Source organism: Leptolyngbya sp. PL-A3 (assembly GCF_039962325.1).
Lineage (GTDB): Bacteria > Cyanobacteriota > Cyanobacteriia > Elainellales > Elainellaceae > Vacuolonema.
This window is the reverse complement of the sequence record NZ_JAMPLB010000002.1, coordinates 365802-381880: the sequence shown is the minus strand read 5'-3', so window position 1 is coordinate 381880 and position 16079 is coordinate 365802. Positions and strand designations below refer to the sequence as shown.

17 protein-coding genes and 2 tRNA genes are annotated in these 16079 nt (G+C 51.9%); 14 read left to right on the top strand and 5 right to left on the bottom strand.

What is annotated here, in order from left to right:
- Positions 1–81: 81 nt before the first annotated feature.
- Positions 82–1002 (bottom strand): TIGR01777 family oxidoreductase, encoded by a 921-nt coding sequence (locus tag NDI52_RS03390; RefSeq protein ID WP_190775075.1) that lies wholly within the window; start codon positions 1000–1002, stop codon positions 82–84.
- A gap of 294 nt (positions 1003–1296) precedes the next feature.
- The gene (gene psb28 / locus NDI52_RS03385) at positions 1297–1671 is read right to left on the bottom strand and encodes a photosystem II reaction center protein Psb28 (RefSeq protein WP_190775074.1); all 375 of its coding nucleotides are present in this window, start codon (positions 1669–1671) and stop codon (positions 1297–1299) included.
- 147 nt (positions 1672–1818) lie between these two features.
- On the opposite strand from psb28, the gene NDI52_RS03380 reads away from it, so the two are divergent.
- The 10 genes from NDI52_RS03380 (at position 1819) to NDI52_RS03335 (ending at position 8527) form a co-directional block, all read left to right on the top strand.
- Positions 1819–2517 (top strand): phosphatidate cytidylyltransferase, encoded by a 699-nt coding sequence (locus NDI52_RS03380; RefSeq protein ID WP_190775073.1) that lies wholly within the window; start codon positions 1819–1821, stop codon positions 2515–2517.
- Between the two features lie 382 nt (positions 2518–2899).
- A complete protein-coding gene (locus NDI52_RS03375) occupies positions 2900–3214 on the top strand; it encodes a metalloregulator ArsR/SmtB family transcription factor (protein WP_190775072.1) in 315 nt (104 codons plus the stop codon).
- A 236-nt stretch (positions 3215–3450) separates the two neighbouring features.
- Positions 3451–3523: transfer RNA gene (locus NDI52_RS03370), tRNA-Glu, on the top strand.
- 165 nt (positions 3524–3688) lie between these two features.
- Positions 3689–3761 (top strand) — tRNA-Glu (locus NDI52_RS03365).
- A gap of 260 nt (positions 3762–4021) precedes the next feature.
- Complete coding sequence (locus tag NDI52_RS03360; protein ID WP_190775071.1) at positions 4022–4567, top strand: peroxiredoxin; 546 nt, start codon at positions 4022–4024, stop codon at positions 4565–4567.
- A 140-nt stretch (positions 4568–4707) separates the two neighbouring features.
- A complete protein-coding gene (locus NDI52_RS03355) occupies positions 4708–5577 on the top strand; it encodes an AraC family ligand binding domain-containing protein (RefSeq protein ID WP_190775070.1) in 870 nt (289 codons plus the stop codon).
- 39 nt (positions 5578–5616) lie between these two features.
- Entirely contained in the window at positions 5617–6351 is a 735-nt protein-coding gene (locus NDI52_RS03350; RefSeq protein ID WP_242045996.1) for an AzlC family ABC transporter permease, read from the top strand.
- Positions 6352–6377: 26 nt separating this feature from the next.
- Positions 6378–6698 carry an AzlD domain-containing protein gene (locus tag NDI52_RS03345; RefSeq protein WP_190775069.1) on the top strand — a complete coding sequence of 107 codons (321 nt, stop codon included), beginning with the start codon at positions 6378–6380 and terminating at the stop codon, positions 6696–6698.
- A 332-nt stretch (positions 6699–7030) separates the two neighbouring features.
- Positions 7031–7657: a CatB-related O-acetyltransferase gene (locus NDI52_RS03340; RefSeq protein WP_190775068.1), complete on the top strand. Its 627-nt coding sequence runs from the start codon at positions 7031–7033 to the stop codon at positions 7655–7657.
- 180 nt (positions 7658–7837) lie between these two features.
- A complete protein-coding gene (locus NDI52_RS03335; protein WP_347280020.1) occupies positions 7838–8527 on the top strand; it encodes a DUF6629 family protein in 690 nt (229 codons plus the stop codon).
- A 118-nt stretch (positions 8528–8645) separates the two neighbouring features.
- Here NDI52_RS03335 and NDI52_RS03330 read toward each other — a convergent pair whose 3' ends face one another.
- A complete protein-coding gene (locus NDI52_RS03330) occupies positions 8646–9401 on the bottom strand; it encodes a 2-phosphosulfolactate phosphatase family protein (protein WP_190775066.1) in 756 nt (251 codons plus the stop codon).
- Between the two features lie 409 nt (positions 9402–9810).
- On the bottom strand, positions 9811–11217 hold the full coding sequence (locus NDI52_RS03325) for an amidohydrolase family protein (RefSeq protein ID WP_190775065.1): 1407 nt from the start codon (positions 11215–11217) through the stop codon (positions 9811–9813).
- Positions 11218–11332: 115 nt separating this feature from the next.
- Between NDI52_RS03325 and NDI52_RS03320 the strand changes: the two genes are divergently transcribed.
- From NDI52_RS03320 to NDI52_RS03305, 4 genes are all read left to right on the top strand, one after another.
- Positions 11333–11743 carry a Rid family hydrolase gene (locus NDI52_RS03320; RefSeq protein ID WP_190775064.1) on the top strand — a complete coding sequence of 137 codons (411 nt, stop codon included), beginning with the start codon at positions 11333–11335 and terminating at the stop codon, positions 11741–11743.
- A 134-nt stretch (positions 11744–11877) separates the two neighbouring features.
- A complete protein-coding gene (locus NDI52_RS03315; RefSeq protein WP_190775091.1) occupies positions 11878–12648 on the top strand; it encodes a cysteine hydrolase family protein in 771 nt (256 codons plus the stop codon).
- 70 nt (positions 12649–12718) lie between these two features.
- Positions 12719–13186, top strand: coding sequence for a cupin domain-containing protein (locus NDI52_RS03310; RefSeq protein WP_190775063.1), 468 nt, complete (start codon positions 12719–12721; stop codon positions 13184–13186).
- 71 nt (positions 13187–13257) lie between these two features.
- Positions 13258–14895, top strand: coding sequence for a CocE/NonD family hydrolase (locus tag NDI52_RS03305; protein WP_206758207.1), 1638 nt, complete (start codon positions 13258–13260; stop codon positions 14893–14895).
- 262 nt (positions 14896–15157) lie between these two features.
- Here the strand turns inward: NDI52_RS03305 and NDI52_RS03300 are convergent, their stop codons facing one another.
- Positions 15158–15637: an NUDIX domain-containing protein gene (locus tag NDI52_RS03300; RefSeq protein WP_190769804.1), complete on the bottom strand. Its 480-nt coding sequence runs from the start codon at positions 15635–15637 to the stop codon at positions 15158–15160.
- Between the last annotated feature and the right edge of the window lie 442 nt (positions 15638–16079).

Sequence of the window (16079 nt, the reverse complement as noted above, 5' to 3'; positions counted from 1 at the left end):
AACCCTGTAAAAGGTAAAAGCGCGACGCTAAGCGTCGCGCTTTTACGTGGTTGAATTTTCGAGTTATTTCAATCGTGCAAGTTATTTCAAAACTTCTTCTAAAGCAGGTTTCACCGTTTCATATCGATAGCGGAAACCACTATCCTGGGTGCGTTTGGGAAGTACTTGTTGCCCTTCAAGAACGACGTGGGCCGCATCACCCAGGAGCACTTCCAGGGCGATCGCTGGTACCGGCAACCAGGAGGGACGATGCATCACCTGCCCCATCACCTGAGTAAATTCTGTCATCCGTACCGGGTTAGGAGCCGTGGCATTAAAGACCCCATTCATCTGAGAATTTGTGAGAGCAGCAAGAATCAAATTGACCAAATCATCTCGGTGAATCCAGGAGAACCACTGACGGCCCGAACCAATAGGACCACCAGCAAAGAGCTTGAAGGGCAACAACATTTTTTCGATCGCCCCACCCATACCCAGCACAATACCGGTGCGGAGGATGACCAGACGCGTACCACTCTCCTGCACCTTCTGGGCTTCCGCCTCCCATTCGCGGCATACCTGAGCCAGAAAATCATCGCCATTGGCACTCGTCTCATCAAAGGTAGCGGTTTCGCTGCTGCCATAGAAACCGATCGCTGACGAATTGACCAGGACAGAAGGTTTCGGATTCGCCTGGGCGATCGCCTCCACAATTTTCTGCGTCCCAATATTGCGGCTATCCAAAATTTCTTTTTTGCGTTCAGGAGTCCAACGGCTCTCTGCGATCGGAGCACCTGCCAGATTCACCACGCCATCGCATCCGGCGATCGCCCCCTGCCACTCTCCCGACTCCAGGGGTGTATAAGCCACCACCTCAACCTTAGGAAACGCAGACTCTGGAAACACGCGTCGCCCCCGAACTGCATCACGGGTCAACACTAATACGCTATGGCCTTCTTCCTGAAGCCGTTCCACCAGGCGTGTGCCAACGAATCCGGTGGCTCCGGTAACTGCAATCTTCATGATGGGATGCCAGCCTAAATGATACGAAACTTAAACTATTTCATTATCAAGGTATTCGGCATTCGATTCTACCTAACCTCAGTTCGAGTTAAGCTGAAGTGCTCATTTTGGCGTGCGCAAAGCGCACGCCAAAATGAGCGTTTTCGAGTGCCGCGCAACGCGCGGCACTCGAAAACGCCCTTAACCCGAACTCAGGTTACCTAAAACTCATCCTATTCAGAACAATCACTTGAATAGTTGAAAGAGGGTGGGTGCTGAGCACTCACCCTCTTTCAAAGATAGGAATCATGAAGCTCAATTTCCGGGTTCCCCATACTCCAGCCCATTCGCTTCGGCATAGCGGTAAAGAAAGCGCATCAAGCGTTCCCAATGCTCCTCCTGGTCGATTTCGATGCGGCATTCGACTCGCTGGAGGTCGTCGCCTTCACTGCCACCATAGACAACCTGAAGCGACGAGGGAGTGAGGCTAATGTTACCTTCCTCATCTGTGAGGCGGACACTTTGATTAAATTGGCGTGTGAAGCTATTGAAGCGTTCTAAAGCTTGAAGTTGCTCAAAACTCAGCACAAGGATGTGGGTGCCGGTGTTGCGATCGCGCCGCAAACTTACATCACTCAATGTCTCAGGCAACCCATCAAAGAACTCGATGCTGGGGGTTGAGAAAGCCATAGCAATTTATCCAGGCGGAGGGGCATTGTTTGCAGTATACCGAATAAAAATTGGAGGCATGAAATTACCCCGTTAGAGAGGAATCCATCTTTATAGAAACGACTTTAGGGACGAAACCCGGTAAAATCTCGACAGTCATGAAGAGGGGTGGAACGCACATTGCTAGAAGCTGGAGCAACGCTGCTATTTTGGCAAAAGCTCGTCATCCTGGGCGGGTGGGTTGGCGGTGTTATTCTGCTAGCAGAGATGGTAGGACAACTGGGCCTAGCAGACTCAGAGGTGGTGCGCAAAATTGTTCACATCGGCATTGGCAATGTGATTTTGCTGGCCTGGTGGTTGCAAATTCCAGCGTGGCTGGGGGTTAGCGCATCGCTGCTATTTAGTGGAGTGACGCTTCTCTCATACTGGCTTCCCATCCTACCGGGCATTAACAGTGTAGGGCGTCAGAGCCTGGGCACTTTCTTTTACACGCTGAGTTTTGCATCACTTATCGGCCTGTTCTGGTCGAGTCTGCCCCATTTCGCCGTGCTTGGCATTTTGGTGATGGCCTGGGGGGATGGCCTTGCTGCCCTGATAGGGCAAACTTGGGGCCGGCATCCTTACCAAATCTGGGGCATGAAGAAGAGTTGGGAAGGTACGGCAGCCATGTTTCTAATTAGTTTTATGGTCGCAGGGACGGTGCTATCTGCGTTACCCACACAGGAGCCCATCTGGGTAGTTGCGGGGTTAGTCGCGATCGCCGCCACGATCCTGGAGTCTTGCTCAAAATTTGGGGTAGATAACCTGACAGTGCCGCTAGGAAGCGGGGCGATCGCCTTCCTCCTGAGCCAGTTGTTCCTGGCTTAATAGGCTCTCACCTGGCAAACACAGAATTTACATAACCTCAATTTGGGAGAAGCCCAGATGCCCAATCTTGGCGTGCATTTTGCGCACGCCATTTTTTTGAGGAGCGTGGCTTAAACAATACACTTCTGGGTTCTGAGCACGTGGTGCGATGACCCGAGGACACCCTTTCTAACGTCAGTTCGGGATAAGCCGAACCGCCCATTATTGCGTGCGCGACGCGCACGCAATAATGGGCTTTTTCGAGTGCCGCGCGAAGCGCGGCACTCGAAAAAGCTCTTAACCCGAACTGAGGTTTTCTAGCATCCCCCCAAGATCCTCACATTTGAGCGTCATAATTCAAGCATTCAACTCAGGCATGACCCTTCGAGGGGTTTGAAAACATATGCAAACCTCGACACAACTGGCTCGTTTGGAACAAATGGCTGAGCGATTTCGGGTTCTCTCAGAACCGACTCGCCTGCGCATTCTGGATGTAATCGGCAGCGAGGAGTTAAACGTGCAGGAGATTTGCGATCGCACTGGCTTTAAGCAGGCCAATGTGTCGCGGCATCTCCGACTCCTTAGGGATGTGAAAGCGATCGCCTGTCGGCAGAGCGGGCACTTTCATTACTACCGAGTCATCGATCCCCTGATGCTCCAGTGCTGGCAATGCAACCACAACTCCTGTTCCCGCGAAAGCTCATTGTCTCAGCACTGATCTGAGAGATAGCTGAGTAGTTTCACGTATCTCACAGCTCATCTCTGTGCCTTTTTGCTGGAGGGTTGCAGGTAAGGGCTTGCCTGTAACCCTCCAGCAAAAATCGCACAAAAATCAGCAGAACTCAGGCTGCCACAAAAAATTGCATTCTCTGGGCCAAAAAGTGTTGACAAGTTGCTGCTGTTTTCGCTACCTTAATAAAGGTCAAGCGAAACGCGAAACGCGGTGAGCGACAGGCCCCCATCGTCTAGAGGCCTAGGACACCTCCCTTTCACGGAGGCGACGGGGATTCGAATTCCCCTGGGGGTACTTAAAAAATAGCCTGCCTTTTTCAAGGCAGGCTATTTTTTTATTCTTTAAAAGACGCCCTTTTATTTAGAAAGTAAATTACTTATTCCTGTAAGACTTGGCAAAACCTGCAACATTTAGTGGTAATCTATATAAAGTTGAGGTGCGAGACGCACTGAGCCGCTAGCCCCCATCGTCTAGAGGCCTAGGACACCTCCCTTTCACGGAGGCGACGGGGATTCGAATTCCCCTGGGGGTACTTAAAAATAACCAAGATAGAACCACTACATCTTAGATGCAGTGGTCTTATTTTTTTGTCTTTAAACACTTTTTTTATCTTTGTGCCAACGGTATCCAACGTGTTCTCGTGAGGAGGCGTTGCTGAATGGGGGCTTACAGACCTTTACGCCTGAAAAACCTGGTAATTCTAGTAATGTAAAGCTATGTAAACTTTGGCATGTCCCGCCGCTGTGATTGTTCGCGTGTGACTGCCTGACTTCTAAGCATGATGGAGCTGGTATGAATATCCGTAGATGCATAGTTTTTCTGGGAGCAGCCTTACTAATGCTCGCCGTCTGGTTGCCGATGCCGTCGGCTCTGGCTTTGGGGGGAGAGCAGCCTGCTCTTGAGCAGCCCGCACCAACCTTCACTCTGCCCAGTAACCAGGGAGCCCAAGATATTTCCCTCAGCGATTATCGGGGAAGCTGGCTAGTCGCCTATTTTTATCCCCAAGACTTTACCTCCGGTTGCACTCTAGAGGCTCGGCGCTTTCAGAAGGATTTGCCAAAGTATTTGGAGCGCAACACAAAGATCGTGGGCATTAGCACCGATGATGTCACCTCCCATAGCGACTTCTGCGACTCCGAAGGGTTGCGTTTTCCCTTACTGGCAGACACGACAGGGGCGGTGAGCAAAGCCTATGGGTCTTACCTGACGGGGCGATCGCTCCGCCACACCTACATAATTGACCCCGATGGCATCCTCCGTGCCCGATTCCTCGGAGTCAATCCTGCTATTCACAGCGCTGAAGTGTTGGCTCGCCTGGAAGAATTGCAGGGAGCCTGACGATGAAAGGAAAAGGGGTGCCTCGCACCCCTTTTCCTTTCATAAATATGGAGCGATCCTCGCCCGACTGAAGGATGGTCTGAACGGCAGGAGCAAGGTACACTAACCGCATTTCCATGCCCTTTTAGCCCCTCACCGTTGTGGCCGATCGCTCCCACAAAGAATCTGTCAAGTTTTGGAAAGACCCGTTGTTACCCCAGGTTGAACTACTGCGGGCGACCTACATTACCCACTCCTTTGCTCGCCACACCCACGATGGTTATGCGTTGGGAGTAATTGAGCGTGGGCAAGAAGGGTTCCAGTATCGTGGGGCCTCCTATGTCGCTCCAGCCGGTAGTATTGCGCTGATTCATCCGGGTGAAGTTCATACAGGGCACGCCGCTGAAGCCAGTGGGTGGACGTATCGCATGTTCTACCCGGACGCCTCCGTTCTCGGAGAAGTTGCTAACCAGTTGGCAGGACATCCGGTCACCCTCCCTTATTTCCCCAACCCTGTGATCCATGACCCTGTATTAGTCCGAGAATTATCGGGCGTGCATCAAGCATTGGAACAGGGTGCTTCGCAGTTGGAATGGGAATCGCGGCTATTGTGGGTGCTGGCTCAGTTGATCGCGCGCTATGGGAGCGATCGCCCCATTCCTCGCTCCATCAGCCCCGACCCCCAACGGATGGCCCAGGTGCGCGACTACCTGGCCACCCATCTGAACGAGAGCGTTTCTCTAGATGACCTTGCCGCTTTCGCCCAGATGCAACCCTTCCGCCTATTGCGCACCTTTCGGGCTCAGTTTGGGCTGCCGCCCCATGCTTACCAAAATCAACTCCGCCTTTACTACGCCAAACGGCTCATCGCTCATGGAGTGCCGCTCGTTCAAGTGGCTATTGATAGCGGCTTTACAGACCAGAGCCACCTGAACCGCCACTTCAAACGCATTTTTGGGGTCACTCCTGGCCAATATCAACGCGGCTGCAAAAACGTACAAGAATTTTCCCGTCTGCCTTCCTTAAGCTAACAACCGTGGGCTACCTCTACACCCCCACAGGGCTGTTCTATGCAGGAAAGCATGCGTCTATCCCGTCTCACACCCGTTTCTGAGTTTCTGGCGGGTGCCCGTGACATTATTCCTCTGGTAGTCGGGGCCATTCCCTTCGGCATTATTTTTGGCACGCTGGCTTTAAGCAGCGGTGTATCGGTGGCTGGGGCGATCGCCCTCTCTGCCGTCGTTTTTGCAGGTTCATCGCAATTTATCGCCATTGGCATGGTTGCGGCGGGTACGGCTTGGCCGCTGATTGTATTGACAACCTTTGTGGTAAATCTACGCCACTTACTCTACAGCATGAGCCTGGTGCCCCATGTGAAGCATTTGCCTCAGCACTGGAAATTAGCGATGGGATTCTGGTTGACGGATGAAGCGTTTGCGATCGCCATTCGCCGCTACGAAACCAATCAGCGCAACCCCTTAGCCCATTGGTATTACCTGGGGGCGGCGCTACTGATGTATGTCAACTGGCAAGTCTGGACCTGCATCGGCATTGCCGTTGGCCAGCGTATCCCCAATGCCGCAAATTGGGGCTTAGACTTTGCCATGTCCGTTACCTTTATCGGCATGATCATTCCCTACTTGAAAACGCGACCCATGGGCCTTGCCGTGACGGTTGCGGGTATCACAGCCCTCCTCACCTACTCCTGGCCCCATAAGGTTGGCTTAATGCTTGCGTCACTGGTCGGCATCACGGTTGGGCTATGGAGCGAAAATGCGCTCCGCGACAAATCTTCAAGTCTTTAAACTGCTATCCCCCTTCCCTAAAAACCATGACTGAATTTCTCCTCATCTCCGGTATGGCCCTGGTCACCTTTGCCATCCGCTATAGCATGTTTGCCATGAGTGGTCGTATTCACCTGTCCCAACCGCTATTGAATGCGTTGCGTTATGTGCCACCTGTGGTGTTAACGGCGATCGTTGTTCCGGCCGTGCTGATGCCTTCCGGCGATACTCTGGAAATTGGATTGGCGAATGCGCGATTGGTAGGGGCGATCGCGGCTTTTGCAACGGGATGGTTCACCCGGAATTTGCTACTCACCATCGTGGTGGGCATGATTAGTTTTTTTCTGTGGCAATGGGTCGTGTTTTAAGCGGATCTGCATCCACTACCGAGTTTTGCTACTTCTACAGCGCTTTGCGCTTAAATTAGCTACGGTTGTTTTTGTGAGAACCGCGCGGAGCGCAGCTCTCACAAAAACAACTAGATTTTAAGGGCTTGAAAAGCGTTGTAAGTCGGTAGTTATCATTACACCTGGAATCCAAACTGCTGTGTGGCACGCTTAACAGGTAGCACAGCAGTTCAGATTCTAAACTTAATTGAGATGAGTGCTTGATAGCGTTTCTATGTAACTTGTGAAATGGTTTTGAAAAGGTGGATGGGCTACACTCACTCCACCTTCCCAAAACTATTTAGGATTTTGACATGTACGGCCCCTCCCCCGACACCAAACACCCAATTGCCAGTACAAGCCGATTGGTTTATTTGAAAAATATTATTACCAATCCACAAATTATTGTCGGTGACTACACCTATTACGATGATTTTGAGAATCCTGAGAACTTTGAGAAAAATGTTCTCTATTTATTTGATTTTGTTGGTGATCAACTAATCATTGGCAAGTTCTGTTCCATTGCTTCTGATGTGAAATTCATTATGAATGGTGGCAACCATCGTACAGATTGGTTTACGAATTATCCATTTCCTGTATTTGGTGAGGGATGGGAAAAAGCGATGCCAAATAGCTGGCCCAATAAGGGCAATACAGTCATTGGCAATGATGTGTGGATTGGGTACGGCGCAACCTTTATGCCCGGGGTTGAAGTAGGGGATGGAGCGATTGTTGCAACCCATTCGGTCGTGACGCGCTCAGTACCCCCCTATACGGTGGTAGGCGGCAATCCTGCAAAGGAAATTCGCAAACGATTTGATGACACTACTATTACAGCCCTCTTAGACATCCGCTGGTGGGATTGGGACATTGAGAAAATTACCCGCAACTTACATACCATTTGTGGATCTGAGATTGAAGCATTGCGGCAAGCTCATTAAATTGCCATTCGTTCTAAGGACTGTTTTATAAGGTTGGTTTTCTACGCTCGAAGCACCAAAAAAACCTTTAAAACAGTCCCTCATACGACAGCTGTTCAACGGCCTTATGAAAAGAAAGGTTTTCGCAATCAAGGCTTAACTCTTTCTCGAGAGCCATTTCATGTGAGGGGATTTACAGGTATGTGTTTTTCTGCCACAGCAAGTTTTACAGTGAGTTCGGTCCTGATACCAGCAGGAGTTTGGTGTATTCAGAAGGCCTGGAAGGGCGATCGCCATTATCTTCCCCTCGCCACATTCCCTCTGGCTTTTGGTCTTCAGCAAGGTATTGAAGGGTTAGTCTGGGTGGGGCTGGGAACCGATAATCCAGCGCTTGTAAGCCGCGCGGCTATAGGATTTGCCTTTTTCTCCCACGGGTTTTGGCTTTGCTGGATACCGCTTATGGCATCTCAGCTAGAAAAGCGACCCCAGATGCGTCGGCTTTGGCAAGGCATGGCCTGGGTAGGAGCACTGTACGGCACCTATCTGCTTGTGCCTTTATGGTTTCATCCCGATTGGTTAACCCTCAGCATCCGCCAGCAGACACTCGACTACGCACTCAAAACTCTCATTGATCACCCGCTATTGGGCTATTGGGGTCGCGTGCTCTATATCGCAACTATTCTGACACCTCTACTCCTGACCCGTAACTCAGTTGTCTCAGGAATGGGATGGCTCGTGCTAGGGACGCTGCTAGCAACATCTCGCTTCTTTGAGCAGGGATTTATTTCGGTGTGGTGCTTTTTTGCGGCGATCGCCTCTAGCTATGTGGTCTATCAGTTTCTTCAGGGCGCTGCCACATTAAGACCCAGCTCCCGATTTCGTCCCTCATAAGCATCCAGACGGGAATGAAATCTGTTCCATCACCGTGGAACAGCACAAGCTGCATTCGTAACAAAAAGAGTGTAGAGCCTTTGGCTCTACACTCTTTCATTCAAAGTTAACGATCGCTCTAAGACACGGACACCAAGCTCACATGATTCACCAGCACCCCAGGCTCCCGCTGAATGGGCAACACATCAAGGATGTCAGTCTGAGCACAGTAGGCCAGATCTTCATGATTGTTGAGGCGTAGCAAACGCTGGCCGTGACTGGCGTGGCGCAATAAATCCAGAAGCCGATTTTGCCAGGTGCCATAGAGAGCAGTAGCAGCGATCGCCTCATCATTGCCAGCCAGAGATTCTGCTGGAAGCTCCAGCAGGTCTGCCAGACCTTGAAGAATAGCCCCAGCGCAAACCGTGTCTTCTAACGAATACGCCCCTTCCCAACCGGAGCCAACAATCCAAATTGTCTCGGGGGCATGAGTTTTGAGGAAATTAACAGCAGCGTTGCGATTGATCAAGGAAGCTGCGAGAACCACTTTGGCGGCCCGTACACTGGTAAGGGCACGGGTACCATTCGTTGTGCTGATAAACAACCGCCGCCCGCCAACGACTTCGGGAGTACATTGCAACGGAGAGTTGCCGAAGTCAAACCCTTCTACCTTCGAACCGCCTCGTTCTCCAGCTCGTAACCGTTTCTCAGGTTGCCAACTTTCACTGACCTGCATCAACTCATCCAAGTCACTAAAAACCTGGACAGCCTCGGCCCCAGCAGAGAGGGCTGTAGCCATGGTTGTTGTCGCTCGCAGGACATCAACGGCGATCGCACAATCTGGGACAGACTGGCTCGGAATCTGTTCAGGGGTGTGGTAAACAAAAACCTTCACGGGCGAGCGTTCCTAATTTAGGTGACCAAACCGTGTCTAATGGGCAGGCTGGCCATTCGTCGGCCCCAGGGTTCGGTGCGTGTGTATGGTTATCATCAAGAAAACCAGCGGCCAGCAACTAGCATCTGCCTTATTGTTGCAGATAACGGAATGTTACGAATAGGGATCATTACCTAGATAGCATAGACTTAACTCCATACACCTGAGTTCCATTACGTTAAAGCACCTATACCTTTTTCTTGAGTGTAATGTGTTGTACACACCACACTCAACAGGAGTCCACGAGACTATACGCTCAGAACTAGGCAGTGAATTTTTGAGAGGCCATACTCCGCGCGGCCTCTCAAAAATTCACTGCCCCAACCAGCACGCGCCCCATCCTATGCAGCATCAATAGTTCCGCTGCGGATTAACCAGCCTTCAAACCCATCACTTGCCGATAATGAGACTCCATACTGGCCCGGTAAGCGGATGGGCCCGTTTCCCACTGACTCTGTTGCCAAAGCTCCTGACGCAGTTGAGCCATATCAACCGTCGTAACCTGACCGTCTTCTACTACGGGTTTGCCCTGTACCCACACCCGCTCCACCGCTTGAGTCGGACGCCCCAACACCAGGAGGCCAATCGGGTCAGTGCGGGGAAGCAGCGAGAGGCGAGTCAAATCATAGAGCACCAAATCTGCCTTTTTCCCCACTTCCAGCGTTCCTAGCTGGTCAGCCAACCCCAGACCTATCGCCCCTCCCAGGGATGCCATTTGAATAGCCTCGCGAGGGCTGATCCAGTGCCGATAGTCGAACTCGGTAATAGTGTGCAGCGTTGAGCCGATTTTGATGACCTCTAGCATATCCTGAGCATCGTTGCTGGCTGAGCCATCGCAGCCGAAGCTAACATTGGCTCCCGCCTGCCGCAGCTTTAACACAGGAGCAATTCCACTACCCAGGCGCAGGTTACTGAGGGGGTTATGAACCGCAGTGGACTGAGTTGCGGCCATTAACGCGATGTCGTCATCGGTGAGCCAGACGCAGTGAGCCAGAGATGTACGCGGCCCCAGGAAGCCGAGGTGTTTCAAGTGCTCTACAGCTGAGTACCCATACTTCTCCTGGGCTAGCATTTGTTGGGCTTTGGTTTCAAGCAGGTGAGTATGACGGCAGAGTTGGTGGCGATCGCTCAATTCCACACAGTTCTCGATCAACGCATCCGAACAGAGTTGCAAGCCCGTTGGCGCGACCATGATATGAATCCCTTCTTCAGGCCGGTGGAACTGCTCAACGAGCTGCTCCATTAAGGCCACAATTGATTCTGTCGTTCGGTGATAGGGAGCGATAGTACGAGGAATTCCGCCAGACGGGACACTGGCCGGCAGATCGGAGTCTTGAATCAGCGGCCCTACAAAGGCTCGCATACCCACTTCACGGTAGGCCCGCACAGCTGCTGCCACCGATTCCACTTCTTGCCCCGGCGGAATCGCAAGGTGATCGACGACTGTTGTGCCTCCCGATAGGAGGGTTTCCACCGCTGTGCCTAAGGCACTCAGGTAAATATGTTCTGGGGTTATTCCGGCACAGGCGTCATAAAGTTCTGCTAACCACAATTCCAGCGGTAGGGGAGCGATTAGCCCCCGTTGCCACATCTCCGAAGAATGGGTATGGGCATTGATAAAGCCAGGTAACAGAAGCTTTTGGGAACCGTCTACCAGGGTTCCAAGCGGGGGGAGGTGGGGAGCGATCGCAACAATTGAGTCCCCCTCAATCTGCACATCGACTGTTTGATACCCATCGCTATCCGGAACCAGCACCTGCTGAATTGTCGTACTCACAGAATAATTCCTACCGGTTTGTAAAGCTTCTGTAACGTTGGATTGTACTCCTGTGGACTGTCCTCCATACTCAACTCGACTATGAATTGACTGTGGATCGTTTTAGGAGACGTTTGTGCTGCAATACATTACCCTTCCGGATAGCGTACTGCCTACGGTTGCGCCCTACTGTCATGCTGTCAGGGCTGGTGACCTGCTATTCGTAACCGGACAACTGGCAGAAGATCCTGCTACAGGTCAGGTCGTCCGGGGGCCCATTGATGAGCAAACAACTCGTGTGATGGAGAATCTCAAGTTGGTGTTAGAACACAGTGGCAGCAGCTTCAACCAAATTGTAATGGCGCGGATTTTTGTCACCGACTTCCGTTTTTTTGACACGGTTAATGCCATCTATCGCTCCTATTTCGACCCAGGGCGTCTGCCCGGTCGCACGACGGTTGGGGTCACAGCTCTGGCTGGATTTGGGGATGTGGAAATTGACTTGATCGCCTACTGCGGTGATGAATCGGGTGTGAGTAACCCATAAATCGATCCGCTTCCTGGCTTTGTGATAAAGCCGGGAAGCGATCCACTTGCCGGATCACCCGTGCTTTTGCATACGGAATTCAAGCCCGCTTTGACTTAATAGTACCCGTGTTGCTGTGTTGTATGACTACTGATATGAATGCTCCCTTACGGACGCTGGGCGTGCCTCCTACAGCCTGGTATGTCGATGCCAAAACTGCTGATTTAACACGACCCGGTTTGGAGCCGCACATTGTCACCCTGGCGACCGATACCAAAACGTTACGGCTTGACCTGGCCAAAGCGGCTGTGGTCGTCATTGACATGCAAAACGATTTTTGCCATCCCGATGGTTGGTTATCGCACATCGGAGTCGATGTCAGCCCTGCTCGCAACCCCATCGGGCCATTGCAGGCATTGTTGCCAGTGATGCGATCGCTCCAGGTTCCCATCATCTGGGTCAACTGGGGAAACCGCCCCGACCTGATGAACCTCAGCGCGGCCACTCGTCACGTTTATAACCCCACCGGGGATGGGGTCGGCTTGGGAGACCCGCTACCGAAAAACCAGGCTCCGGTTTTACAAAAAGACAGCTGGGCCGCGGCTGTAGTTGATGAGTTAGAGCAGAAACCTGAAGATGTTCGGGTCGATAAATACCGGATGAGCGGTTTCTGGGATACTCCGCTCGACAGCATTCTCAAAACTTTAGGCCGCACCACTTTATTCTTTACTGGGGTAAATGTCGACCAGTGTGTGATGGCCACTCTGCAGGATGCTAATTTTCTAGGCTACGATTGCATTCTTATCTCCGATTGCACGGCTACGACCTCCCCAAGCTTTTGCTGGGACGCCACCATCTACAACGTGAATCAGTGCTTCGGATTCGTCACACGCTCTTCCCTGATTTTTGATGCGGTGAAAGGCTAGATTCCCTTCATCCCTCTGCTCGGTCTACAGATTCGGTACCACCTACTACTTCACCGGGAGGACTCCTATCATGAGCGCGACCGAAAGCCTACACCAGGAAAGCTGTGTTATCCCAATTATTAAAACGCCGCAAGACTATCAGGCATTCCGCATCAGCCCCCAAGATACGAATCGGTTGGCGATCGTCTTTGATCCCACCTCTGCGAATATGTCACTCACCTACTGTGTCGAAATTTTCGACGTGGGTGGCAAAACACCCCCCAACCGCCATCAATGGGCAGTAGAAATGTTCTTTGTGCTCAAGGGCGAAGGCGTTGCTCGCTGCGATGGCCGCGTCGTCAACATCCGGGCGGGAGACAGCATCCTGGTCCCCCCTACTGGAATTCACGAGATCGAGAACACAGGCTCTGATCGGCTCTACGCACTGTGCATCATGGTGCCCAACGAAGATTTTGCCGAACTGATCCGTAGCGGCATTCCCGTTGAATTGGATGAGGGGGATCTGGCTGTGTTGCGGCGAGTGGATAGTTTGGGGTAATAGAGCAAGGAGGAATTAGAAGGCAATTTTTGCCTTCTAATTCCTCCTTGCTGTCTTCGTTGCTCTGCCCTATGCCCAAACAAACCCTCTCGATGGAGACGCGCGATCGCACTCGTCTCGATGCCGATGTGTATTACCCCGATGTGCCGGGGGAGTACCCGGTGTTGTTGATGCGACAGCCCTATGGGCGGGCGATCGCCTCCACTGTCGTCTACGCCCATCCCTCCTGGTACGCAGCTCAGGGCTATATTGTGGTGATTCAAGATGTGCGGGGGCGGGGAAGCTCAGCAGGCGAGTTTCGGCTGTTTGCCGATGAGGTTGCAGATGGGTACGATGCGGTGCAATGGGCAGCCCACTTACCAGGCAGCACAGGCGAAGTTGGCATGTATGGGTTTTCCTACCAGGGTATGACCCAACTGTATGCGGCTGCGTCTAAGCCTCCCGCTCTGAAAACCATTTGTCCGGCTATGGTGGCTTATGACCTGTATGCCGATTGGGCTTATGAAGGAGGTGCGTTTTGCTATCAACTCAACCTGGGCTGGGCCATTCAGCTAGCTGCTGAAACGGCTCGTCGGGCTGGAGATGCCGACACTTACAAAACTCTCTATGCAGCCGCCCGCAATCCTGACTTGCGTGATCCCGTGTGCCCACGCTCCGAGTTGCTGGAGCGCTTAGAGCCGCATTCTTTTTACCACGACTGGTTACATAACCCAGACCCCCAGGCCGAGTATTGGAAAACCCTATCCCCCACATACATCCTGAAGGATGTAGATTTGCCGATGCTGCACATCGGTGGCTGGTTCGATACCTATTTGAGGGGAACGATGAGGCTATATCGGGCGATCGCCTCCCGCAGTCAGTATCCTCAACACCTCTGGGTGGGGCCATGGGCGCATTTACCTTGGGGCCGTCGAGCCGGAGTTATGGATTATGGCCCCGAAGCCAGTTCCCCGATTGATGAGCTGCAAATTCGCTGGTTCGATCATTTCCTGAAGGGGAAAAATACTGGGATTGGAAATGCAAATCCCGTTTGTTTCTTTGATTTGGGAAGTTATCAGTGGCGTAATTTTTCAGCTTATCCCGAGGGAAGCATTCAGGAATTTTGGTTGGGGAGCGATGGGTTAGCAGCCATGGGCGATCGCCACGGCATATTGATTCCCACCAACACAGCCCAGGAGATACCTGCGGCGATCGATACTCTGGTGCATGATCCCTGGCGACCAGTTCCCGTGTTGGGAGGTCATGCTACAGTACCGGCGGGAGTGGGCGATCGGGCCTCCTTAGACACTCGTACGGATGTGCTCACTTACACCACTCCATGCCTCGAAGCTCCGCTGACTCTGGCTGGCGATCTGTCTGTTGAACTGATGTGCGCCACTGATGCCTCGAGTTTCGACCTGTGCGCGGTACTCTCTGAGGTCAAGCCCGACGGCCGAGTTTTGGCCTTTTCCCAGGGATACATCCGAATAGAAACTGCTACCCCTCACGCCATCATCCCTATCCAGATTTCTCTGCAATCAACTTGCATGAGCCTTCCAGTCGGTAGTGCTCTGCGCCTGAGCGTGAGTGCGGCCTGCTCCCCTGCCTATGCGGTTAACCCAGGAACGGGCACCCCGCCTGCGGACAGTTCCCTGATGCAAGCTCAGGTTATTACCATTCAACTGCACACAGGGCAGGGAGCAGTCTCGAAGGTGAATTTAAGCTCGTAAATAGCCCGACAGGATCAGGGCTTACGCATTTGTGCTGTGGGTGGGGTGCGAAGCACCCCACCCACAGCACAAATGCGCTACGGATAGCGGGCTTGCGTAAGTCCTGAGGATATTAGAGTATTGCACAAACACTTTTACAGTAAAAAATTCAACGTACTTTAGGAGATTTCCAGATAAGAACTTCCCCATTATTTGGAAAAAAGGCGCGGCTTCGCCGCGCCTTTTTTCCAAATAATGGGGATATTGTTTCTCAGAAATCTCCTTAGCTGGAATAGTTTGGTTGAGAAGAGAGAAGCAGCATCAATTCATCCAGCAAGGGTACTTGCCCCTTAACAATCCGACGGCGGGCCTCATCCAGGTCGAACCAGGCAGCCCGATCCACCTCAGGAAAAGTTTGCAATTTTCCTGAATGAGGAGGATATTCAATAGTGAAGGTATTGCTGTGCAGTTGAGATGGATCCCAATTTCCTTCAAACGCCCAGGCTTTGACCCGTTTACCACTGGCCTGTTTTACTTCGGTTAATTCTAAAAACTGACCTGTAGCGACAAATCCGGTCTCCTCGCGAAATTCCCGTTGAGCCGCATCAAAGGGAGTCTCATCATCCAGGTACTCGCCTTTGGGAATGGACCAGGCAGCCAGTTCTTTTTTGACCCAAAAAGGACCACCGTGATGAACCAACAGAACCTGTATGTCTCCCTCGTACCAGCGGTACATCAGTAATCCTGCACTTTTTCTTACCATGTACTGCCTGATGTAGCGATCGCCCTTGACAAATCTGTCCTCTATTGAATCAGGTTTTATCCCGATTTGTCTCTACAGCTTGCTCTTCATCCTCATATACTCGCACCTTGCACCTCTCTTACACCAAAATCAGGTCATGTTCTGACATGTAGATGAGATGTGTGAAAGAGGCGCTTCATACCCCTTTCACACATCTCATCTACTATTTGACCTCCTATTGGGTGAACGAGCTGATTAGGCTCACATTCACTGGAACTGCGAGGAGAGCCTGAAACTAACTTAAGGCTCGCCTCAGTTATAGACGTGTGGGTGGTGGTTGTGAGAGGGGTGCTAAGCACTTCTCTCACAACCACCACCCACACACTTGAGACGAGACTTGAGTACGAGGGCTCGTCGGGTGCATCCCAGTTTTGTTAATGTGGCGGGCGAAGCCCGCCACATT